General features: G+C 63.4%; 20 protein-coding genes. 7 read left to right on the forward strand and 13 right to left on the reverse strand.

Annotated features, from left to right (window positions below; translation table 11 throughout):
• Positions 1–54 precede the first annotated feature (54 nt).
• The 3 genes from D6Z43_RS20655 to exbB are packed head-to-tail and all read right to left on the reverse strand — an operon-like array spanning position 55 to position 2,195.
• The gene (locus D6Z43_RS20655) at positions 55–789 is read right to left on the reverse strand and encodes an energy transducer TonB (protein WP_120653924.1); all 735 of its coding nucleotides are present in this window, start codon (positions 787–789) and stop codon (positions 55–57) included.
• Complete coding sequence (gene exbD / locus D6Z43_RS20660; protein ID WP_120653925.1) at positions 786–1,211, reverse strand: TonB system transport protein ExbD; 426 nt, start codon at positions 1,209–1,211, stop codon at positions 786–788. The genes D6Z43_RS20655 and exbD overlap by 4 nt, the downstream gene beginning before the upstream one ends.
• Before the next feature lie 3 nt (positions 1,212–1,214).
• On the reverse strand, positions 1,215–2,195 hold the full coding sequence (gene exbB / locus D6Z43_RS20665) for a tonB-system energizer ExbB (protein WP_120655322.1): 981 nt from the start codon (positions 2,193–2,195) through the stop codon (positions 1,215–1,217).
• 213 nt (positions 2,196–2,408) lie between these two features.
• Here exbB and D6Z43_RS20670 point away from each other — a divergent pair, with 213 nt between their 5' ends.
• From D6Z43_RS20670 to D6Z43_RS20680, 3 genes are all read left to right on the forward strand, one after another.
• A complete protein-coding gene (locus D6Z43_RS20670; protein ID WP_120653926.1) occupies positions 2,409–3,260 on the forward strand; it encodes an NAD-dependent epimerase/dehydratase family protein in 852 nt (283 codons plus the stop codon).
• Positions 3,261–3,262: 2 nt separating this feature from the next.
• Complete coding sequence (locus D6Z43_RS20675) at positions 3,263–4,063, forward strand: AraC family transcriptional regulator (protein ID WP_120653927.1); 801 nt, start codon at positions 3,263–3,265, stop codon at positions 4,061–4,063.
• A gap of 228 nt (positions 4,064–4,291) precedes the next feature.
• Complete coding sequence (locus D6Z43_RS20680; protein ID WP_120653928.1) at positions 4,292–4,918, forward strand: LysE family translocator; 627 nt, start codon at positions 4,292–4,294, stop codon at positions 4,916–4,918.
• A gap of 54 nt (positions 4,919–4,972) precedes the next feature.
• Here the strand turns inward: D6Z43_RS20680 and D6Z43_RS20685 are convergent, their stop codons facing one another.
• From D6Z43_RS20685 to D6Z43_RS20710, 6 genes are all read right to left on the reverse strand, one after another.
• Complete coding sequence (locus D6Z43_RS20685) at positions 4,973–5,707, reverse strand: hypothetical protein (protein WP_120653929.1); 735 nt, start codon at positions 5,705–5,707, stop codon at positions 4,973–4,975.
• Positions 5,708–5,762: 55 nt separating this feature from the next.
• On the reverse strand, positions 5,763–6,143 hold the full coding sequence (locus D6Z43_RS20690) for a RidA family protein (RefSeq protein WP_077524919.1): 381 nt from the start codon (positions 6,141–6,143) through the stop codon (positions 5,763–5,765).
• Positions 6,144–6,171: 28 nt separating this feature from the next.
• Positions 6,172–8,280, reverse strand: coding sequence for a bifunctional GTP diphosphokinase/guanosine-3',5'-bis pyrophosphate 3'-pyrophosphohydrolase (gene spoT / locus D6Z43_RS20695; protein WP_120653930.1), 2,109 nt, complete (start codon positions 8,278–8,280; stop codon positions 6,172–6,174).
• A 60-nt stretch (positions 8,281–8,340) separates the two neighbouring features.
• Positions 8,341–8,604: a DNA-directed RNA polymerase subunit omega gene (gene rpoZ, locus D6Z43_RS20700; RefSeq protein ID WP_120653931.1), complete on the reverse strand. Its 264-nt coding sequence runs from the start codon at positions 8,602–8,604 to the stop codon at positions 8,341–8,343.
• 177 nt (positions 8,605–8,781) lie between these two features.
• A complete protein-coding gene (gmk, locus tag D6Z43_RS20705; RefSeq protein ID WP_120653932.1) occupies positions 8,782–9,402 on the reverse strand; it encodes a guanylate kinase in 621 nt (206 codons plus the stop codon).
• A gap of 12 nt (positions 9,403–9,414) precedes the next feature.
• Complete coding sequence (locus D6Z43_RS20710; protein ID WP_120653933.1) at positions 9,415–10,278, reverse strand: YicC/YloC family endoribonuclease; 864 nt, start codon at positions 10,276–10,278, stop codon at positions 9,415–9,417.
• Between the two features lie 137 nt (positions 10,279–10,415).
• Here D6Z43_RS20710 and rph point away from each other — a divergent pair, with 137 nt between their 5' ends.
• On the forward strand, positions 10,416–11,135 hold the full coding sequence (rph, locus tag D6Z43_RS20715; protein ID WP_120653934.1) for a ribonuclease PH: 720 nt from the start codon (positions 10,416–10,418) through the stop codon (positions 11,133–11,135).
• A 28-nt stretch (positions 11,136–11,163) separates the two neighbouring features.
• Complete coding sequence (locus D6Z43_RS20720) at positions 11,164–11,529, forward strand: DUF4870 domain-containing protein (protein ID WP_028626898.1); 366 nt, start codon at positions 11,164–11,166, stop codon at positions 11,527–11,529.
• A gap of 55 nt (positions 11,530–11,584) precedes the next feature.
• Here the strand turns inward: D6Z43_RS20720 and D6Z43_RS20725 are convergent, their stop codons facing one another.
• Positions 11,585–12,364, reverse strand: a complete 780-nt coding sequence (locus tag D6Z43_RS20725) for an exodeoxyribonuclease III (RefSeq protein ID WP_069086259.1) — start codon at positions 12,362–12,364, stop codon at positions 11,585–11,587.
• An 80-nt stretch (positions 12,365–12,444) separates the two neighbouring features.
• Here D6Z43_RS20725 and pyrE point away from each other — a divergent pair, with 80 nt between their 5' ends.
• Positions 12,445–13,086 (forward strand): orotate phosphoribosyltransferase, encoded by a 642-nt coding sequence (gene pyrE, locus D6Z43_RS20730; RefSeq protein WP_120653935.1) that lies wholly within the window; start codon positions 12,445–12,447, stop codon positions 13,084–13,086.
• Between the two features lie 22 nt (positions 13,087–13,108).
• The gene (locus D6Z43_RS20735) at positions 13,109–13,702 is read left to right on the forward strand and encodes a DUF4124 domain-containing protein (protein ID WP_120653936.1); all 594 of its coding nucleotides are present in this window, start codon (positions 13,109–13,111) and stop codon (positions 13,700–13,702) included.
• Positions 13,703–13,708: 6 nt separating this feature from the next.
• On the opposite strand, the gene D6Z43_RS20740 is transcribed toward D6Z43_RS20735, so the two are convergent.
• From D6Z43_RS20740 to algC, 3 genes are read right to left on the reverse strand one after another with little or no spacing between them, the layout of a single operon-like run.
• Positions 13,709–14,152, reverse strand: coding sequence for a thioesterase family protein (locus D6Z43_RS20740; protein ID WP_120653937.1), 444 nt, complete (start codon positions 14,150–14,152; stop codon positions 13,709–13,711).
• 59 nt (positions 14,153–14,211) lie between these two features.
• Positions 14,212–15,117, reverse strand: coding sequence for an acetylglutamate kinase (argB, locus tag D6Z43_RS20745; protein WP_120653938.1), 906 nt, complete (start codon positions 15,115–15,117; stop codon positions 14,212–14,214).
• Between the two features lie 21 nt (positions 15,118–15,138).
• Positions 15,139–16,536: a phosphomannomutase/phosphoglucomutase gene (algC, locus tag D6Z43_RS28150; protein WP_218569252.1), complete on the reverse strand. Its 1,398-nt coding sequence runs from the start codon at positions 16,534–16,536 to the stop codon at positions 15,139–15,141.
• Positions 16,537–17,538: the final 1,002 nt, after the last annotated feature.

The raw sequence follows: 17,538 nt of genomic DNA on the forward strand, positions 1-17,538 counted from the left end.
CGGCTGGAGTCAATGGAACCAAGCGCCTGCGCGAGGTGCGCAGGCGCTTGGAAGTCAGCGGCGGTCCAGCGAGTAGACGAAGGGCGCGACCACTTCGAGGGAGCCGTTGTTGAGCAGCTCCGGCGGGGGCGGGGGCAGCGGCTGGGCGCGACGGATCATCTCCAGGGTGGCACGGTCCAGCGAAGCGCTACCGGACTTGCCGACCAGGGTGTAGGAGGTCACTTTGCCTTCACTATCGACCACGAAGCGCAGGCGGTTGACCCCTTCGAAGCCGCGGCGGCGGGCATCGTCCGGGTAACGCTTATAGCGAGCCAGGTGCGCCAGCAGCTTGCTTTGCCAGGTCGGCTTGGCGTCCGAAGGTGCGCTGGAAGCGGCCTGCTGCTGTGCAGCGGGCTTGGTGTCGCTCGGGGTCGTGGTCGGCGCGGCGACGCTTTCCTTCACGCTCTCGGTTTCCTGCGGCTTCTCAGGCTTGGGCTCCGGCGGTTTCGGCCTCGGCGGCTTGGGCTTGGGTTTCGGTTTGGGCGCGATGGCGATCTTCGGCTTCGGCACTTCCACCAGTTTGGGCAGCGGTTCGGGTTCGGGCTCGACCTGGGGCGGCGGCGGTGGCGCCGGCAACGGAGCTGGAGCCGGCAGCGGCTCCAGCTCCACCATCATGGCCGCCGGCGGCAGCTCGATCGGCTCGGCGTGAGGGCGCCAGTAGAGCGCCCAGAGGCCGAGGCCGATGTGCAGGCCGAGCACGACGACCAGGCTGACGCCCCATTGCGACAGCTTGCGTTTGCCTTGGCTCATTTAGTCCCGACCGTCTCGAGTCCGACCAGGCCGATCTTCAGGTAGCCGGCGTTGCGCAGGGCATCCATGACTTCCATCAGGCGACCGTATTCGACGACCTTGTCGCCGCGCACGAAGATGGTCTTCTCCTTGTCAGCCTTGGTCAGCTTGTCCAGCACGCTGGCCAGTTGCTCTTCGGTGACCTGCTCGTTGTCCAGGTATAGGCTCTTGTCTTCCTTGATACTGAGGTAGATCGGCTTGTCCGGCCTGGGCGCGGGCTTGGCGGTGGAGGCGGGCAGGTCGACCTTGATGTCGACCGTCGCCAGGGGGGCCGCCACCATGAAGATGATGAGCAGCACCAGCATTACGTCGATGAAGGGGGTGACGTTGATCTCGTGGGTTTCCTGGAGATCATCGCCCCCATCGTTCAGATGGATTCCCATGACTCAGCCTACTTTCACCATTTGCGGAGACTGGCCACGCTCGGCCGTGTGATGGTCGAGGTCGCGGCTGACCAGCAGCAGGACCTGGGCCGACGCGTCGGACACCTGCGCCTTGTAACCGGCGATGGAGCGAGCGAAGACGTTGTAGATGACTACCGCCGGGATCGCCGCGACAAGACCAAGGGCCGTGGCCAACAGCGCTTCGGCGATACCGGGGGCGACCACGGCGAGGTTGGTGGTCTGGGATTTGGCGATGCCGATGAAGCTGTTCATGATGCCCCAGACGGTGCCGAACAGGCCGACGAAGGGTGCGGTGGAGCCGATGGTAGCGAGCACGCCGGTACCCTGGCTCATCTGACGACCGCTGGCGGCGACCAGGCGCTCGAGGCGGAAGCTGACGCGTTCCTTGATGCCTTCTTTCTCGCGGGTGTTGCTGGAGAGCTTCACCTCTTCCTGGGCGTCCTGCACCAGCTGGTGGGAGATGCAGGTGCCGTTGCTGACCTTCTGTCCGGCTTCGTTCAGGGTGCGGGCGGATTTCAGGGTGCCCAGTTCACGGCGCAGGCGGCGCTTGGCGGCGAGCAGCTCGAAGCCCTTGGCGATCCACACGGTCCAGGTCAGGACGGAGGCCAGAGCCAGTCCAATCATCACGGCCTTCACCACGATATCGGCGTTCTGGTACATGCCCCAGGGGGACAGGTCGTGGGCTAGCGTCAGCTCGCCTTCCGCCCCGGCTGCCAGCGGGTCGGTCGGAATGGCGTTCGGGTCCAGGGTGGCAGCGTCGGCCTGCACTGCGGTACCGCCGGCGGCCGGGGTGGCGGCGGTGTTGGTAGCATTGGCCTGGGCAGCGGCGGGCTGGCTCGCGGCGGCCGGCTCCTCGGCAAAGGAGGCGCTGGGTACCAGCATCATGCTGATCAGCAGAGCTGCCAGCAGGCGAGGTGGGCGGGAGGCAATGTTGGGCTGTACGTTGCGAGCGTTGGATTTCATGCTGGCCGGACCTGAAGGAAAGGAAGCGATTTCGTCCAACGGCATTGAGGTAGCAGCCTGGACCGAAGGGTTCGCATTATTGCAAGTAATTCTTGTTTGTAGAAGTGACTATTTATCGATCACATTGCCGTTTGGCGATTCGAAGGCGTGCCGTGAGTGATTGGCGATTGCCTGCCATGGCCCTATCCTGAGGACTTTTTCGGAGTTTTCCCGATGTCCGCTTCCCTCCTGATCGCCGGCTGCGGCGATATTGGCAGCCGCCTGGCTACCGAGATGTTGCAGGCCGGCTGGACTATCCATGGCCTTCGCCGCCAGGTTTCGGCGTTGCCAGCGGGTGTGTTTCCGGTAGCTGGCGACCTCGAGCGGGCCGACTGTCCGACGGGCTGGCCCCAGGGGACCCTGGACTATCTGGTCTACAGCGCGGCGGCCAACCAGCACGATGAGGCCGGCTACCGCTTGGCCTACGTCGAAGGCCTTCGCCACGTGCTCGCGTGGTTGGCTCAGCACGGCCAGGTGCCGCGGCGCGTTCTGTTTGTCTCCAGCAGCGGGGTTTATGGTCAGCGAGACGGCGAGTGGATCGACGAGACTTCCCCGGCCGAGGCCGAGGGTTATTCCGGCCAGGTCATGCTGGAGGCCGAGCGCCTCGTCCTGGGCAGCGGCATTCCCGCTACCTGTGTGCGCCTGACGGGTATCTACGGTCCTGGACGCGAGTGGCTGCTCAAGCAAGTGCGCATGGGCTATCGCGTGGTCAGCGAGCCGCCGCTCTATGCAAACCGTATCCACGCTGACGATTGCGCCGGCTTGCTGGCTCATCTGCTCAAGGCTGATGCCGACGGTGTGGCGCTGGACGATTTTTATATCGGTGTCGACGATACGCCGGCTCCGTTGCACGAGGTTGTGGGTTGGTTGCGCGAGCGGATGGGCGTGACGGAGTGGGCCGACGAGTCGACAGTACGCCGCTCCGGCAGCAAGCGCTGCAGCAACGCCCGCGCCCGAGCCCTGGGCTGGACGCCGCGTTACCCGAGCTACCGCGAAGGCTACGGGGCGATCCTCAGCGGAGCCTGAACATGGATGCCAACCGCATGCTGGCTCGCCCCTGGTTACCGGGGGTGGAGTTGTTTCATGCGGACTTCTCCGGGCAGCCCTTTGGCCGTCACAGCCACGACGCCTTCGCCATTGGCGCCATCCTGCATGGCGTAGGCGGCTATCAGTGCCGGGGTGAACGCCATGCGCTGCCGGCGGGCACTCTGTCGCTGATGAACCCCGAAGAGCCCCACACCGGGCATGCAGAATCCGAGCGGCTGATCTATCGCATGCTCTACGTCGAAGAGTCGCGCCTGCCGACCCTGCTCGGGCGCAAGCGCTTGCCCGATGGGTTTCGCGAGTTGAATCCGGCCGATGACGGGCAGGTGGCGGCCGGACTGGCGCGCTTGGCGGCGGAGTTCGAGCGTGGCGATGCGCTGGCGCTGGAGAGCGAATTGCTGGATGTGCTTGAACTGGTGTTCGTCCGTCACGGCGGCCTGCGTACGGCGGCACCCGCATCCCGGGATGGCGGTGTGACGAATTTCCTGCGCGACTACCTGGAGGCTCACTACGCTGAGGCCGTGAGCCTCGAGCAACTGGCCGGGCTGGTGCAGCGACATCCGCGTCATCTGATCGACGCATTTCGTCGTGCCTACGGTGTACCGCCGCACACCTACCTGCTGCAACGCCGGGTGCGCGAGGCCAAGCGCCTGCTTTTGAGCAATCAGCCGCCACTGGAGGTGGCGCTGTCCCTGGGTTTTTACGATCAGGCCCACTTCTCCGGTACCTTCAAACGCTTCACCGGCGTGACGCCGGGGCAGTTCCGCCGAGCCGCGCGTACCTGAGAGCCTGTTCACGATCTGCTGCGCGTCGACCATGCCGCGTTAAAAGCAGGCCCGGAGTGTTCATTTACAACTCGTAAACTAGCGTGCGAGCCCGGCCCGCTTCCTCGCCTGCTTTCGCCTTGCATGGCTCTAGCTCGCGAAACCGTGATCAGACTCTGAGTTTTCTCCAAGACCGCTTGAGCCACGGACTTCGACACTGTCCGCAGCACTTCACGGAGGCTCGAAGCCATGCTCGCGTTGTTCCTGCTGGTCGCCAGTACCCACTTCGCTGCCCTGCTGTCGCCAGGGCCCGATTTCTTCCTGTTGCTGCGGGCCGGACTGGTCAATGGCCTGCGCCACGCGGATGGTGCTGCGGCGGGCATCGCGCTGGCCAATTTGCTGAGCATGCTGCTGGTCTTGCTGGCCCTCAGCCTGTTGCCCGCTTCGAACGGGACGTTCTGGCAGGTGCTGCAACTGGTTGGCGGTGGCTATTTCATCTGGATCGGCACCCAGGCGCTGCTGGCGACCCGTGAGCTGGAACTGCCGCAGGCCAAGGCGGGTGGGCATGGATCGTGGCGGCTCGGATTTTTCGAGGGGCTGCTGGCCAGCAGTCTCAATCCCAAGCTGCCGCTCTTCTATGCCGGACTGTTCGGTGTGCTGCGCAATGCGGCTATGCCCGGCTGGGGGCTGGTCATGAGCATGGGCTGGATGACAGTGGTGGTGCTGTTCTGGGATATGGCGCTGGTGCGATTGCTGGACCACCCGCGCTGGCGTAGTTGGCTGCAACTCCGGGTCCGGGCGCTGGATAGGTTTTGCGGCGCGTTGTTGCTGGCGCTGGGGGGATGGCTGGCGATCGGGGTGATGGGTGGCGTATAGGTTGGCGCTAAGTGGAGCGAAGCCCAATATGTGTTCGTTGGGCTTCGCTACGGTTCAGTCGCGCTCCAGCAGCCAGGCACGCTTGCCGGGGGCGTACTCTGGCATCTCGTCGATATGCGCACGGTTACGCGCTTCGAGGATTTCCAGCTCATCACCATCGTGGACGAAGATCCAGGCCGCACCCTGTTTGCCGTTCTGTAGCCAGATGCTGTCGTTCTCGCCGCTCATCGCGGCGCAGTCGCCAGCGAGGCAGAGGGCATAGCGATCAGCGCCCGGGAGGCCTTCCAGGCTGCCATCAGGATTGAACTTGACCAGGCCGCCATGGCCTTGCCCTTCGACGATTTTCCAGGTTCCGCCGAGATAGGCGGAGTAGAGCGCGTGCTCGAATGCGCTGCCAAGCGGTGCCCCTTCGGCAGGATTCTGGTCCGGATGGACGAAGCGTTGTTCGGGGAGGTTATCGCTGGCTTTCTGCACCAGTTCCTTGCCGTCCACTTCAAGTTCTTCGTGGTAGTCGCCGTAGAAGTCCACTCGCCAGCCGTCATCTTCCTGGGCCGCGAGGCGCCCTTCACCCAGTTCGAAGCCATTGCTGTAGTGGGCCTCGCCGGATTTCTGGTCGATCTGCCACTCCAGGTTCGGGCCATAGGCGAGCAGGGACTCGCGTAACTTGCCCTCTTTGGCTGCGGCATTGATGGCCGCCTGGTTGATCCAGATGCCGCTCGGGTCTGATGACGTGCTGGAGCAGCCGCCAAGAATGGCCGCACAGAGCAGCAGGGGGAGGGTGTGACGCATGACGGATTCCTTCCGGAACGATGCCACGGACCGAGCGGCCCGTGGCAGAGGTAACTTATTCGAGGACCAGGATGGCGTCCATTTCCACCTGGGAGCCGCGCGGCAGCGCAGCTACGCCAATGGCGGCGCGAGCCGGGTAGGGCTGCTCGAAGTAACGACCCATGACTTCATTGACCTTGGCGAAGTGGGACAGGTCGGTCAGGAAGATGTTCAGTTTGACGATGTCCTTGAAGGAACCGCCCGCGGCTTCGGCCACGGCTTTCAGGTTCTCGAAGACCTGCACGGTCTGGGCTTCGAAGCCTTCGACCAGCTCCATGGTTTTCGGGTCCAGCGGGATCTGGCCGGACATGTAGACGGTGTTGCCGGCCTTGATGGCCTGAGAGTAAGTGCCGATGGCGGCAGGGGCCTTGTCGCTGCTGATGACGGTCTTGCTCATGAGAACTCCTTTGGGCTCTTGGGATCAGCTACGCCCGCACGCGGGTGATGCGGATCACCCCCTTGAGCGCGCGCAGCTTCTTGATCACTCGGGCCAGGTGCACGCGGTCGTGCACGCTGACCACCAGCTGGACCACGCTGATGCGGCCATCGCGCTCGTCCATGCTGATCTTCTCGATATTGCCGTCGGCGGCATTGACACTGCTGGCCAGCAGGGCGATCAGGCCGCGCTGGTGCTCCAGCTCGACGCGCAGCTCGACGTTGAATTCGCCGGCAACGTCCTTGGCCCACGACAGCTGGATGCATTTCTCCGGGTTGTGTCGGATTTCGCTGATGTTCTTGCAGTTCTCAAGGTGCACCACCATGCCCTTGCCGGCGGAAAGGTGGCCGACGATGGGGTCGCCCGGAATCGGCGTGCAGCACTTGGCATAGCTCAGCACCAGGCCCTCGGTGCCGCGGATTGCCAGCGGCCCCTCGGGGTTCGGCAGCTGTTCGCCGTCGCTGGCCAGCAGGCGGCGGGCGACTACGTAGGCCATGCGGTTGCCGAGGCCGACGTCTTCCAGCAGGTCTTCGATCACGTCCAGGCGGTACTCGCCGAGGACAGCCTGGACGCGTTCGGGGCTGATCTTGTCCAGATGGCTCTCGAAACCGGCCAGAGCCTTGTTCAACAGGCGTTCGCCGAGGCTGATGGATTCGGAGCGACGCTGCTGCTTGAGGGCGTGGCGAATGTGAGTACGTGCCTTGCCGGTCACGACGAAGTTGAGCCAGGCCGGATTCGGTCGCGCGCCGGGCGCCGTGACGATTTCCACTGTCTCGCCGCTCTGTAGCGGTTCCGAGAGGGGCGCCAGGCGGCGATTGATGCGGCAGGCGATGCAGGTGTTGCCGACGTCGGTGTGCACCGCATAGGCGAAGTCGACCGCTGTGGAGCCTTTCGGCAACTCCATGATGCGGCCCTTGGGCGTGAACACGTAGACCTCGTCGGGGAAGAGGTCGATCTTCACGCTCTCGATGAATTCGAGCGAGTTACCGGCGCGTTGCTGCAGTTCCAGGATGCCCTTGACCCACTGGCGTGCCCTGGCATGCGTGCCCTTGGGCTGGTCGTCCTCGGTGGACTTGTACAGCCAGTGGGCGGCGATGCCGTTGTTGGCCATCTCTTCCATTTCACGGGTGCGGATCTGGATTTCGATGGGCACGCCGTGCATGCCGAACAGGGTGGTATGCAGCGACTGGTAGCCGTTGGCCTTGGGAATCGCGATGTAGTCCTTGAAACGCCCCGGCAGCGGCTTGTACAGGTTGTGCACGGCGCCGAGCACGCGATAGCAGGTGTCGACCTTGTCGACGATGATGCGGAAGGCGTAGACGTCCATGATCTCGTTGAACGCCCGGCGCTTGCCGCGCATCTTCTTGTAGATGCTGTAGAGATGTTTCTCGCGGCCGATGACCTCGCCTTCCATGCCTTCGCGGCGCAGGCAGTTGGTCAGCGACTCCTCGATCTTGTTGACGATTTCCTTGCGGTTGCCGCGGGCGCGCCGCACCGCCGCGCGAATGCGCTCCGAGCGCATCGGGTGCATGGCCTTGAAACCGAGGTCCTCGAACTCCACGCGCATGCTGTGCATACCCAGCCGGTTGGCGATGGGGGCGTAGATTTCCAGGGTTTCCTTGGCAATGCGCCGGCGCTTCTCACCGGATAGCACTTCCAGCGTGCGCATGTTGTGCAGGCGGTCGGCCAGCTTGACCAGGATCACGCGGATATCGCGCGCCATGGCCATGGCCATCTTCTGGAAGTTTTCGGCCTGGGCTTCGGCCTTGGACTCGAAATTCATCTGGGTCAGCTTGCTGACCCCATCCACCAGCTCGGCGACGGTCTCGCCGAATTGCGCGCAAAGGGCTTCCTTGGCGATGCCGGTGTCCTCGATCACGTCATGCAGCATCGCGGCCATCAGGCTTTGATGGTCCATGTGCATGTCGGCGAGGATGCTTGCTACGGCAAGCGGATGAGTGACGTAGGCTTCACCGCTGCGGCGGCGCTGGCCGTCGTGGGCTTGCTCTGCGTAAAAGTAGGCTCGGCGCACCAGGTTGACCTGATCGGCGCCGAGATAGGTCGAAAGTCGATCGGCGAGGGCGTCTATGCTCGGCAAGATGTCTCTCCTTGCCGACCTTCATGACCCTGCGCCGTGCGACGTCGACCAGGCATGGATTCAGAGGGCCTCGTTGGCCTCGTCCTCGAATGCGGCGAACAGCGGCTCTTCTTCAACGATGTCTTCCTGGGCGACGACTTCATAGTCGACCAGGCCGGCAGCGATTTCGCGCAGGGCGACTACGGTCGGCTTGTCATTTTCCCAGGCTACCTTCGGCTCTTTGCCGCCGGTGGCCAGCTGACGGGAACGCTTGGTAGCGAGCATGACCAGCTCGAAGCGGTTGTCGACATTGTCCAGGCAATCTTCAACGGTAACGCGGGCCATGGTGTTCCTCGTAGCACGAAATGAATGGCTGATGCTGTGCCCAATTGGGCGAGCGGACTGAATAGTCTAAAAAATCGCCAGCAATTAGGGAAGCGCCGATTTTCGGCGCTTTGCGGGTGGAGTGTGGCTCAGGACCGACGCGGGGGCTAGCTATGAAAGCGATAGAGAGTCGTGCAGCTAGTCGAGCAGGCGGGCCAGCAGGGCGCCGTGGCGGACTTGTTGCGAGTCGTGGCGCAGCTGGTTCGCACGGAAGATGGCCTTGAGGTCTTCCAGGGCTATGGCGAAATCGTCGTTGATCACCAGGTAGTCGTACTCGACGTAGTGGCTCATCTCGCTGACGGCCTCGCGCATGCGGCGCTCGATGATCTCTTCGCTGTCCTGGCCGCGGTTGTCGAGGCGCTGGCGCAGGGCTTCCTGGCTTGGCGGCAGGATGAATATGGACTTGGCCAGGGGCATCAGGCGACGGACCTGCTGGGCGCCTTGCCAGTCGATCTCGAGAATCAGGTCATGGCCTTCGGCCAGGGTCTGCTGGACCCAGCGCTGGGAGGTACCGTAGAGATTGCCGAAGACTTCAGCGTGTTCCAGGAAGTCGCCGTGCTCGAGCATCTGCACGAACTCTTCGCGGCTCACGAAGTTGTAGTTGACGCTGTCCACCTCGCCCGGGCGCATGCCGCGGGTGGTGTGGGAAACCGAAACGCGGATATTGGGTTCGGCGTCGATCAACGCCTTGACCAGGCTGGTCTTGCCGGCGCCGGAGGGGGCGGAAACGATGTACAGGGTGCCGGGAGTGGCAGTCATGGGGGCGGTCTCTTACTCGATATTCTGGACTTGTTCGCGCATCTGCTCGATCAACACCTTGAGGTTGACTGCAGCCTGAGTGCTGCGCGGGTCGAAGGCCTTGGAGCCCAGGGTATTGGCTTCACGGTTGAGTTCCTGCATCAGGAAGTCCAGGCGGCGGCCGGCGGCGCCGCCAGCCTTCAGCACGCGGCGGACTTCGCTGATGTGGGTGCCGAGGCGGTCCAGTTCTTCGGCGACGTCACTCTTCTGCGCCAGTAGGACCATCTCCTGCTCCAATCGTTGCGGATCGAGCTCTGCCTTCATTTCGGAGAAGCGATCGAGGATCTTCTGTCTCTGTGCTGCGAGCATCTGCGGGACCAGGGCGCGTAGGGCTGTGACGTCTTCCTGCATGGCATCCAGGCGGTCATTGAGCAGGCGAGCCAGCTCGGCACCTTCACGGGCACGGCCTTTCTTCAGCTCATCAAGCGCCTGGGAGAAGGCTTCCATGGCGGCTGCATTGAGCGCCTGCGGGTCCTCAGCATCGGCCACCAGTACGCCCGGCCAGGCGAGGACTTCCAGGGGGTTGAGCGGTGCGGGTTGCTGGATCAGCGCGGCAACGCTTTCGGCGGCCTTGATCAGCTGGCCGGCGCGCTCGCGATCCACCTGCAGCGGCTTGCCAGTGCTTTCTTCTGCCAGGCGCAGAGTGCATTCAACCTTGCCGCGCGATAGGCCCTGGCGCAGGGCGTCGCGCACGGGGCCTTCGAGGTCACGGAAGGATTCCGGCAGACGCAGGTGGGGTTCGAGATAACGGTGGTTGACCGAGCGCAGTTCCCAGCTCAGGGTGCCGTGGGAGCCGGCCCGTTCAACGCGTGCGAAGGCGGTCATGCTGTGCACCATGGGGTTTCCTCTCGGTTTCGACGATCAAAGGAGGCGATTGTAGCCCAGGCGGCTTGCGCCTCCCAACGTGGCGATGTCCCCCATGCCCCGGGGCCTCTATAATGGCGGGCAGATTTCTCCCGAACAGGTAAGCCCGAATGAAACGTCCCAGTGGCCGCGCGGCCGAACAGCTGCGTCCGATCCGCATCACCCGCAACTACACCAAGCACGCCGAAGGCTCTGTACTGGTGGAGTTCGGGGATACCAAGGTGATCTGCACGGCCAGCGTCGAGTCCGGCGTGCCGCGCTTCCTCAAGGGGCAGGGTCAGGGTTGGCTGACTGCCGAATACGGCATGTTGCCGCGCGCCACTGGCGAGCGGAACCAGCGCGAGGCCAGTCGTGGCAAGCAGGGTGGCCGCACCCTGGAGATCCAACGGCTCATCGGCCGCTCGCTGCGCGCGGCGCTGGATATGACCAAGCTGGGCGAGAACACCATCTACCTGGATTGCGATGTGATTCAGGCCGACGGTGGCACCCGCACCGCTTCCATCACCGGTGCCATGGTGGCCCTGGTTGATGCGCTGAAGGTGCTGAAGAAGCGTGGCGCCCTGAAAGGCGAGCCGCTGAAGCAGATGGTTGCCGCCGTTTCCGTGGGCATCTACCAAGGTGAGCCGGTTCTGGACCTGGACTACCTGGAAGACGCAGCTGCCGAAACTGACCTGAATGTAGTCATGACCGATGCCGGTGGCTTCATCGAAGTCCAGGGCACCGCCGAAGGTGCGCCCTTCCAGCCGGAAGAGCTGACGGCCATGCTCGACCTGGCGCGCCAGGGTCTGAACGAGCTGTTCGAGCTGCAGCGCGCCGCGCTGGCCGACTGACGGCACATCCGCACGAGGAGACGTGGGAATGGACGAACCTACTCAATATCAGGAGCCGAACAGGGAAGTGCGGCAATGGGCGATGTTCTGCCATTTCTCCGCATTCCTCGGCCTGGTGTTTCCCTTTGGCAATCTGCTGGGGCCACTGATCGTCTGGCAGATCAAGAAGGACCTCGATCCCTTCGTCGACGCCCAGGGCAAGGAAGCGCTGAATTTCCAGATCACCGTGGCGCTGGCTGTCGTACTGTGTTTCCTGCTGATGCTGGTGGTGATCGGCTTCCCGCTGCTCGGGCTGGTGAGTATCGGTGCGCTGGTGCTCACGATCATCGCCGGGATCAAGGCCAACGAAGGTCAGGCATACCGCTACCCCTTCTGCTGGCGACTGGTGAAATAGGCCGAATTGCGGACAAGAAAAAGCCGGCTCGAAAGCCGGCTTTTTTCTGCCTGGATCACACGCTCAGCAACCAGTCGTAGTCGACAATCAGCGGCGCGTGCTGCGAGAAGCGCGGTTGGCGCGGCAGCTTGGCGCTGCGCACAAAGCGGCGCAGACCGGGGGTCAGCACCTGATAGTCGAATCGCCAGCCGAGGTTGAGCATCTCGGCCTGCTCGCTGTCCGGCCACCAACTGAACTGGTCACCTTCGCGGCTGACTTCGCGCAGGGCATCGACATAACCCATGTTGCCGAACACTTCGTCCATCCATGCGCGCTCAGGCGCAAGGAAGCCGGGAATCTGCTGGCAATCTCGCCAGTTCTTCACGTCCAGCTTCTGGTGGGCTACGTACAGCGAGCCGCAGTAGATGTACTCGCGGCGCTTGCGGCGCTGCTTGTTCAGGTAATGGGTGAGGTCGTCCATGAACTTGAACTTGTGGTTCAGGTTCTCGTCCCCGCCTTGCCCGGATGGCAGCAACAGGGTGGCGATGCTCACTTTGTCGAAATCAGCCTGCAGATAGCGTCCGTACCGATCGCAGGACTCGAAGCCGAGTCCCCAGATAACCGCCTTGGGTTGCAACCGCGAATAGAGCGCCACGCCACCTTGGGCAGGCACTTCGGCATCGCCGGCATAGAGGAAATAACCATCCAGTTGGAAGGCAGGGTCGTCCAGGTCGAAGGCGGAGGCACGTGTGTCTTGCAGGCAGATCACGTCGGCATTCTGAGCTTGCAGCCAGCTGAGGAGACCTCGCTCGGCTGCCGCTTGAATACCATTCACGTTCACACTGATGATCCGCATAAATGGCCCCCAAAAACACGTGCGTGTATGATACCCGAGCTCTTTCTTTTTAGCTAAATCCGTGCCGTCCGAGGCTTTTCATGCAGGCGTATCAGCGCGATTTCATTCGCTTTGCCATCGAGCGCGGAGTTCTGCGTTTCGGTGAGTTCACTCTCAAGTCTGGTCGTACCAGTCCCTACTTCTTCAATGCTGGTCTGTTCAACAGCGGCCTGGCCCTCGCCCAGCTCGGTCGATTCTATGCGGCTGCGGTGGTCGACAGCGGCATTCCTTTCGATGTGCTGTTCGGCCCGGCCTACAAGGGCATTCCGTTGGCAGCTGCCACTGCGGTGGCGCTGGCTGAACATCACCAGATCGACATCCCGTGGTGCTTCAATCGCAAGGAAGCCAAGGATCATGGCGAAGGCGGCAGCCTGGTCGGTGCACAGCTTGCCGGTCGCGTGCTGATCATCGATGACGTGATCACCGCCGGCACTGCGATCCGTGAAGTGATGCAGATCATCCAGGCCCAGGGCGCCCAGGCAGCCGGTGTGTTGATCGCATTGAATCGCCAGGAGCGCGGTCAGGGCGAACTCTCGGCTATACAGGAAGTAGAGCGCGACTTCGGCATGCCGGTTGTCAGCATCGTGTCCCTGGAGCAGGTACTGGAGTACCTGACTGGTGACGCGGAACTGAAGAAGCACCTGCCAGCCGTGGAAACCTATCGCGCCAACTTCGGAATCTGACCATTCGGGGCTGGGAGTCCTCATGCTGACGTCGCCTGCATTCCGCTACAGCGTGGTGCTGTTTCTGCTGCTGCCGGCTCTGGCCGGCGCGGCGGAGCTGTATCGCTATGTCGACGACAAGGGCGTGACCGTTCTTGATCGCCAGGGCGTACCACCGGAATACATCGGCAAGGGTTACGAGGTGCTCAACGAGCAGGGCAGGGTCATTCGCGTGATTCCGCCTGCGCCCAGCCGTGAGGAAATGCAGCGTCAGCTGGACGCCAAGGCCCGGGCCAGCTCCGATGCCCAGTTGCTGCGTCTGTATACCAGCGTTGAGGATGTTGACCGCGCTCTGGTTCGCAAGTTGGCTGAGCTGGACGGGCTGATCGGCGTCGCCCGAGGCAACCAGCAGTCGTTGCGCACCCAGCAGGCCAACCTTCAGAGCCAGGCGGCGGAAAGCGAGCGGGCTGGACGTGAAGTGCCGGCGCACCTCGTGGAGCAGATCAACAACCTGCGCGACCAGCAGAAAGGGCTAGACAAGGATATCGCTCGATACGAGAAAAGCCGCGAAGCCGCCAAGGCTGCTTTCGCAGCTGATCGTGCGCGCCTGGCCGAGCTACTCGGCGGAGTTCGCTGACCTGCCTCAATCGGTCGGTGCGATCCGCTCGAAACCCCGCACCCGTTCCCTCAGCCAGTCCGGCAGCCGCAGACTTCTGCGATTGTCGGCGTCGGCATGCACGTAGACCACCTCGCCCGAGGTGAGTTGATCGTTTCCACGCCAGATGCCCAGCTCGAAGGCCATGCTCGCGCCGCCCAAACGACTAACCCGCACACCGATATCCAGCAGGTCGTCGAAGCGCGCTGGCGCCAGGTACTCGAGCAATGTCTTCACTGCGAAGAAGTCGCCGCCGTCCTTCAGCAGGTCGGCTGGGTAGGCCACTTCCAAGCTTCGGAAATACTCGGTGATGGCGACATCGGCGTAGGTCAGGTAGTTGCCATTGAAGACGATGCCTTGCGGGTCGACTTCGGCCCAGCGCACGCGCAAGGCGTGGAAGTAGCTGAAGTCGTCGCGGGACAGTCTGGCCATTTCCTGCTCCTTGAATAAAACAGGCCGGATCACTCCGGCCTGCCTGGGTTTCGCTCCGCTCAGTGACGCTTGCGGTTGGTGATCAGGGTGCCGACGCCGCTGTCGGTGAAGATCTCCAGCAGCACCGCGTGGGGCACACGACCGTCGATGATGTGCGCGGCATTCACGCCGCCCTGCACCGCGTCCAGGGCGCAGCGGATCTTCGGCAGCATGCCGCCGTAGATGGTGCCATCGGCGATCAGGTCGTTGACCTGCTCGGTGGAAAGGCCAGTGAGCACCTGGCCCTGCTTGTCCATCAGGCCGGCGATGTTGGTCAGAAGCATCAGCTTCTCGGCCTTCAGCGCCTCGGCCACCTTGCCGGCTACCAGGTCGGCGTTGATGTTGTACGACTCGCCGTTGGCGCCGACACCGATCGGTGCGATCACCGGGATGAAGTCACCTTGTACCAGCATGTTCAGCAGGTCGGTATTGACGCTGGCAACCTCACCCACGTGGCCGATGTCGATGATCTCTGGCTGGGTCATCTCCGGGGTCTGGCGGGTGACGGTGAGCTTCTTCGCGCGGATCAGCTCGGCGTCCTTGCCGGTCAGGCCGATGGCACTGCCGCCGTGGCGGTTGATCAGGTTGACGATGTCCTTGTTCACCTGGCCGCCGAGAACCATCTCCACTACATCCATGGTCTGGGCGTCGGTCACGCGCATGCCGTCGACGAAGTGGCTTTCGATGGACAGACGCTTGAGCAGGTCACCGATCTGCGGGCCACCGCCGTGCACTACCACGGGGTTGATGCCGACAGCCTTCATCAGCACCACGTCGCGGGCGAAGCTGGCCTTCAGCTCGTCGCTCTCCATGGCGTTGCCGCCGTACTTGACCACCAGGGTCTTGCCGACGAAGCGGCGGATATAAGGCAGCGCTTCGGACAGGACCTGGGCGACGTGGGAAGCAGCGTCAAGGCTGAGGGTCATGCTGGGCTCCAGTGAAACAGATCAGAACGGCAGGTTGAGTTCAGGGGCGATGAGGGTGAGCTGGCTGCGGAACACCTGCTTGATGCGTTCCAGCTCTTCCTCGGTGTCGGCCTCGAAGCGCAGCACCAGCACGGGAGTCGTGTTGGAGGCGCGGCACAGGCCCCAGCCCTTCGGATAATCGACACGCACGCCATCGAGGGTGGTGAGGTTGGCTTCGCCCCAATTGGCCTCGCGTTGCAGGCGCTCGATCAGGAGGAACTTGGTCTCATCGGTGACGGTGATGTTGATTTCCGGAGTGGAGACGTCTTTCGGGAAGGCCGAGAACACATGTTCCGCATCACGCTTGTCCTGACTGAGGATTTCCAGCAGTCGGGCGGCGCTGTAGATGCCGTCGTCGAAGCCGTACCAGCGCTCCTTGAAGAAGATGTGGCCGCTCATTTCGCCGGCCAGCAGGGCGCCGGTTTCCTTCATCTTCTTCTTGATCAGCGAGTGGCCGGTTTTCCACATCACAGGACGGCCTCCATAACCGCTGATGAGAGAGGTCAGGCGGCGGGTGCACTTGACGTCGAAAATGATGTCGGCGCCCGGATTGCGCGATACCACGTCCTTGGCGAACAGCATCAGCAGGCGGTCCGGGTAGATGATGGTGCCTTCGTTTGTCACCACGCCAACGCGGTCGCCGTCGCCGTCGAAGGCCAGGCCCAGGTCGGCTTTCTCTTCCTTCACCTTGGCGATCAGGTCTTCCAGGTTCTCCGGCTTGCCCGGGTCCGGGTGGTGGTTCGGGAAGGTGCCGTCGACGTCGCAGAACAGCGGGATCACGGTGCAGCCCAGGGCCTCGATCAATTGCGGGGCGATCACGCCGGCTACGCCGTTGCCGCAGTCGACGACGACGCGCATGGGCTTGGCCAGGGCGATGTCGTCACGGATTTCACGGAAGTAACGGTCCAGCACGTCGATCGCTTCAATGCTGCCGACGCCACTGGCCAGATCGTTGTTCTGGATGCGGGTATGCAGGGCGGTGATCTGCTCGTTGGCCAGGGTTTCGCCGGCCACCATGATCTTGAAGCCGTTGTAGTCCGGCGGGTTGTGGCTGCCGGTGAGCATCACGCCGGATTTGCCGGCCAGTACGTTGGCGGCATAGTAGAGCGCCGGAGTCGGCACCATGCCGACGTCGGTGACCTGGCAGCCGCAGTCCATCAGGCCCTGGATCAGCGCCTGGACCAGTTCGGGGCCGGACAGGCGACCGTCGCGGCCTACGGAAACGTTGGGTTCGCCACGGGCCAGGCTCTCGGACCCGATGGCGCGACCTACCCAGTAGGCGGTCTCTGTGGTGAGGGTGTCGCCGACCACGCCGCGGATGTCATAGGCGCGGAAAATGCTGGCGGGCAGAGGGGGAGCGATCTGTTCGATGCTGGTCATGGCGGGGGCTTGCTCCAATCCCAGGAGGTCCTGGTCTTCGTCGAGGATGTCGATATCGAGAATGTCGGTATCTTGGAAACGTGGGTCGGCCGATTCGGCCGGCCGGGCGGATGCCGTCGCAACGTGGTCGCCGGCGGGCGCCTGGACCAGGCCATTCTCCGGCGCCGGCTCGGGTTTGCGCCTGGGTTGGCGCGCGAGCGCCTGGGCCAGGCTGTCCAGCGCTGGCAGGCGCAGACTTAAGGGTTTGACGCTCTTGCCGTTCGAGAGTTCTTGCAGCAGCTGATTGAGCTGCTCGGCGTCGTCGCGCAGCTTGCGTTGCAGGGCGCCCTGGCTGAGCTTCAGTCCGAGGACTGCACCGCCGAGGGCGAGCAGGGCGGCCAGCGCCAGTAGCAAGGGAGAAAGGTTGGTCTGAGTCAGGGCCTGTCCAGGTGTGAAACTGAGCTTCCAGTTAGGGTTGCCGCTGTCCAGGGCGATGGGAGTGGCACCGTCGGCCTGGCCGCGCTGTGCGAGGACCTGGGCCGGAGCGTTGCTGAACTGCTGGATCAGTTGCAGCTGACCGATATCCGACGATATCGACGGCAGGCTGCGCAGCAGTCGGTCCAGGTCGAACACCAGCAGCAGTGTGCCCTGGGACACGCTCTGTTCATTCAGGCGCAGCGGTGCGGCGCTGTAGACGAGCCAGCGATCACCCACCTTGTAGGCTTCCGGGCTGGGTTGCTGGCCGCTTTCCAGGCGCCGCAGCATGTCGAGTGCGGCAAAGTTCATTGGCGCGGCACGTTGACTGTTCTGTTGGGCCTGCCCGGGCAGGTTGAGGTGGGCATCGATCACCCCGTCGCGATAACCCAGCCTGCGTTCGGCGGCGAGCCACTGTCCGGCGTCGCCACTGTTGAGGGCGTCGATCAGGCCGGGGTCTTGGGCGGCGGCATTAGTATCCGCCTGCAACTGGACGATCGCCTGGCGCAGGGTGGCTGCCTGGCTGCTGCCCCAGGCCTGGCCGAGCTG

Origin of the sequence: Pseudomonas sp. DY-1 (assembly GCF_003626975.1) — a bacterium.
Lineage (GTDB): Bacteria > Pseudomonadota > Gammaproteobacteria > Pseudomonadales > Pseudomonadaceae > Metapseudomonas.

Excerpts from the sequence above, each read along its gene's own strand:
- pyrE (WP_120653935.1), top strand. The coding sequence starts at position 12,445 with ATGCAGGCGTATCAGCGCGATTTCATTCGCTTTGCCATCGAGCGCGGA.
- argB (WP_120653938.1), bottom strand. The coding sequence starts at position 15,117 with ATGACCCTCAGCCTTGACGCTGCTTCCCACGTCGCCCAGGTCCTGTCC.
- D6Z43_RS20740 (WP_120653937.1), bottom strand. The coding sequence starts at position 14,152 with ATGGCCAGACTGTCCCGCGACGACTTCAGCTACTTCCACGCCTTGCGC.
- rph (WP_120653934.1), top strand. The coding sequence starts at position 10,416 with ATGAAACGTCCCAGTGGCCGCGCGGCCGAACAGCTGCGTCCGATCCGC.
- D6Z43_RS20725 (WP_069086259.1), bottom strand. The coding sequence starts at position 12,364 with ATGCGGATCATCAGTGTGAACGTGAATGGTATTCAAGCGGCAGCCGAG.
- D6Z43_RS20675 (WP_120653927.1), top strand. The coding sequence starts at position 3,263 with ATGGATGCCAACCGCATGCTGGCTCGCCCCTGGTTACCGGGGGTGGAG.
- D6Z43_RS20710 (WP_120653933.1), bottom strand. The coding sequence starts at position 10,278 with ATGGTGCACAGCATGACCGCCTTCGCACGCGTTGAACGGGCCGGCTCC.
- exbB (WP_120655322.1), bottom strand. The coding sequence starts at position 2,195 with ATGAAATCCAACGCTCGCAACGTACAGCCCAACATTGCCTCCCGCCCA.
- D6Z43_RS20670 (WP_120653926.1), top strand. The coding sequence starts at position 2,409 with ATGTCCGCTTCCCTCCTGATCGCCGGCTGCGGCGATATTGGCAGCCGC.
- D6Z43_RS20680 (WP_120653928.1), top strand. The coding sequence starts at position 4,292 with ATGCTCGCGTTGTTCCTGCTGGTCGCCAGTACCCACTTCGCTGCCCTG.
- rpoZ (WP_120653931.1), bottom strand. The coding sequence starts at position 8,604 with ATGGCCCGCGTTACCGTTGAAGATTGCCTGGACAATGTCGACAACCGC.
- D6Z43_RS20720 (WP_028626898.1), top strand. The coding sequence starts at position 11,164 with ATGGACGAACCTACTCAATATCAGGAGCCGAACAGGGAAGTGCGGCAA.
- D6Z43_RS20690 (WP_077524919.1), bottom strand. The coding sequence starts at position 6,143 with ATGAGCAAGACCGTCATCAGCAGCGACAAGGCCCCTGCCGCCATCGGC.
- D6Z43_RS20655 (WP_120653924.1), bottom strand. The coding sequence starts at position 789 with ATGAGCCAAGGCAAACGCAAGCTGTCGCAATGGGGCGTCAGCCTGGTC.
- exbD (WP_120653925.1), bottom strand. The coding sequence starts at position 1,211 with ATGGGAATCCATCTGAACGATGGGGGCGATGATCTCCAGGAAACCCAC.
- algC (WP_218569252.1), bottom strand. The coding sequence starts at position 16,536 with ATGACCAGCATCGAACAGATCGCTCCCCCTCTGCCCGCCAGCATTTTC.
- gmk (WP_120653932.1), bottom strand. The coding sequence starts at position 9,402 with ATGACTGCCACTCCCGGCACCCTGTACATCGTTTCCGCCCCCTCCGGC.
- D6Z43_RS20685 (WP_120653929.1), bottom strand. The coding sequence starts at position 5,707 with ATGCGTCACACCCTCCCCCTGCTGCTCTGTGCGGCCATTCTTGGCGGC.
- D6Z43_RS20735 (WP_120653936.1), top strand. The coding sequence starts at position 13,109 with ATGCTGACGTCGCCTGCATTCCGCTACAGCGTGGTGCTGTTTCTGCTG.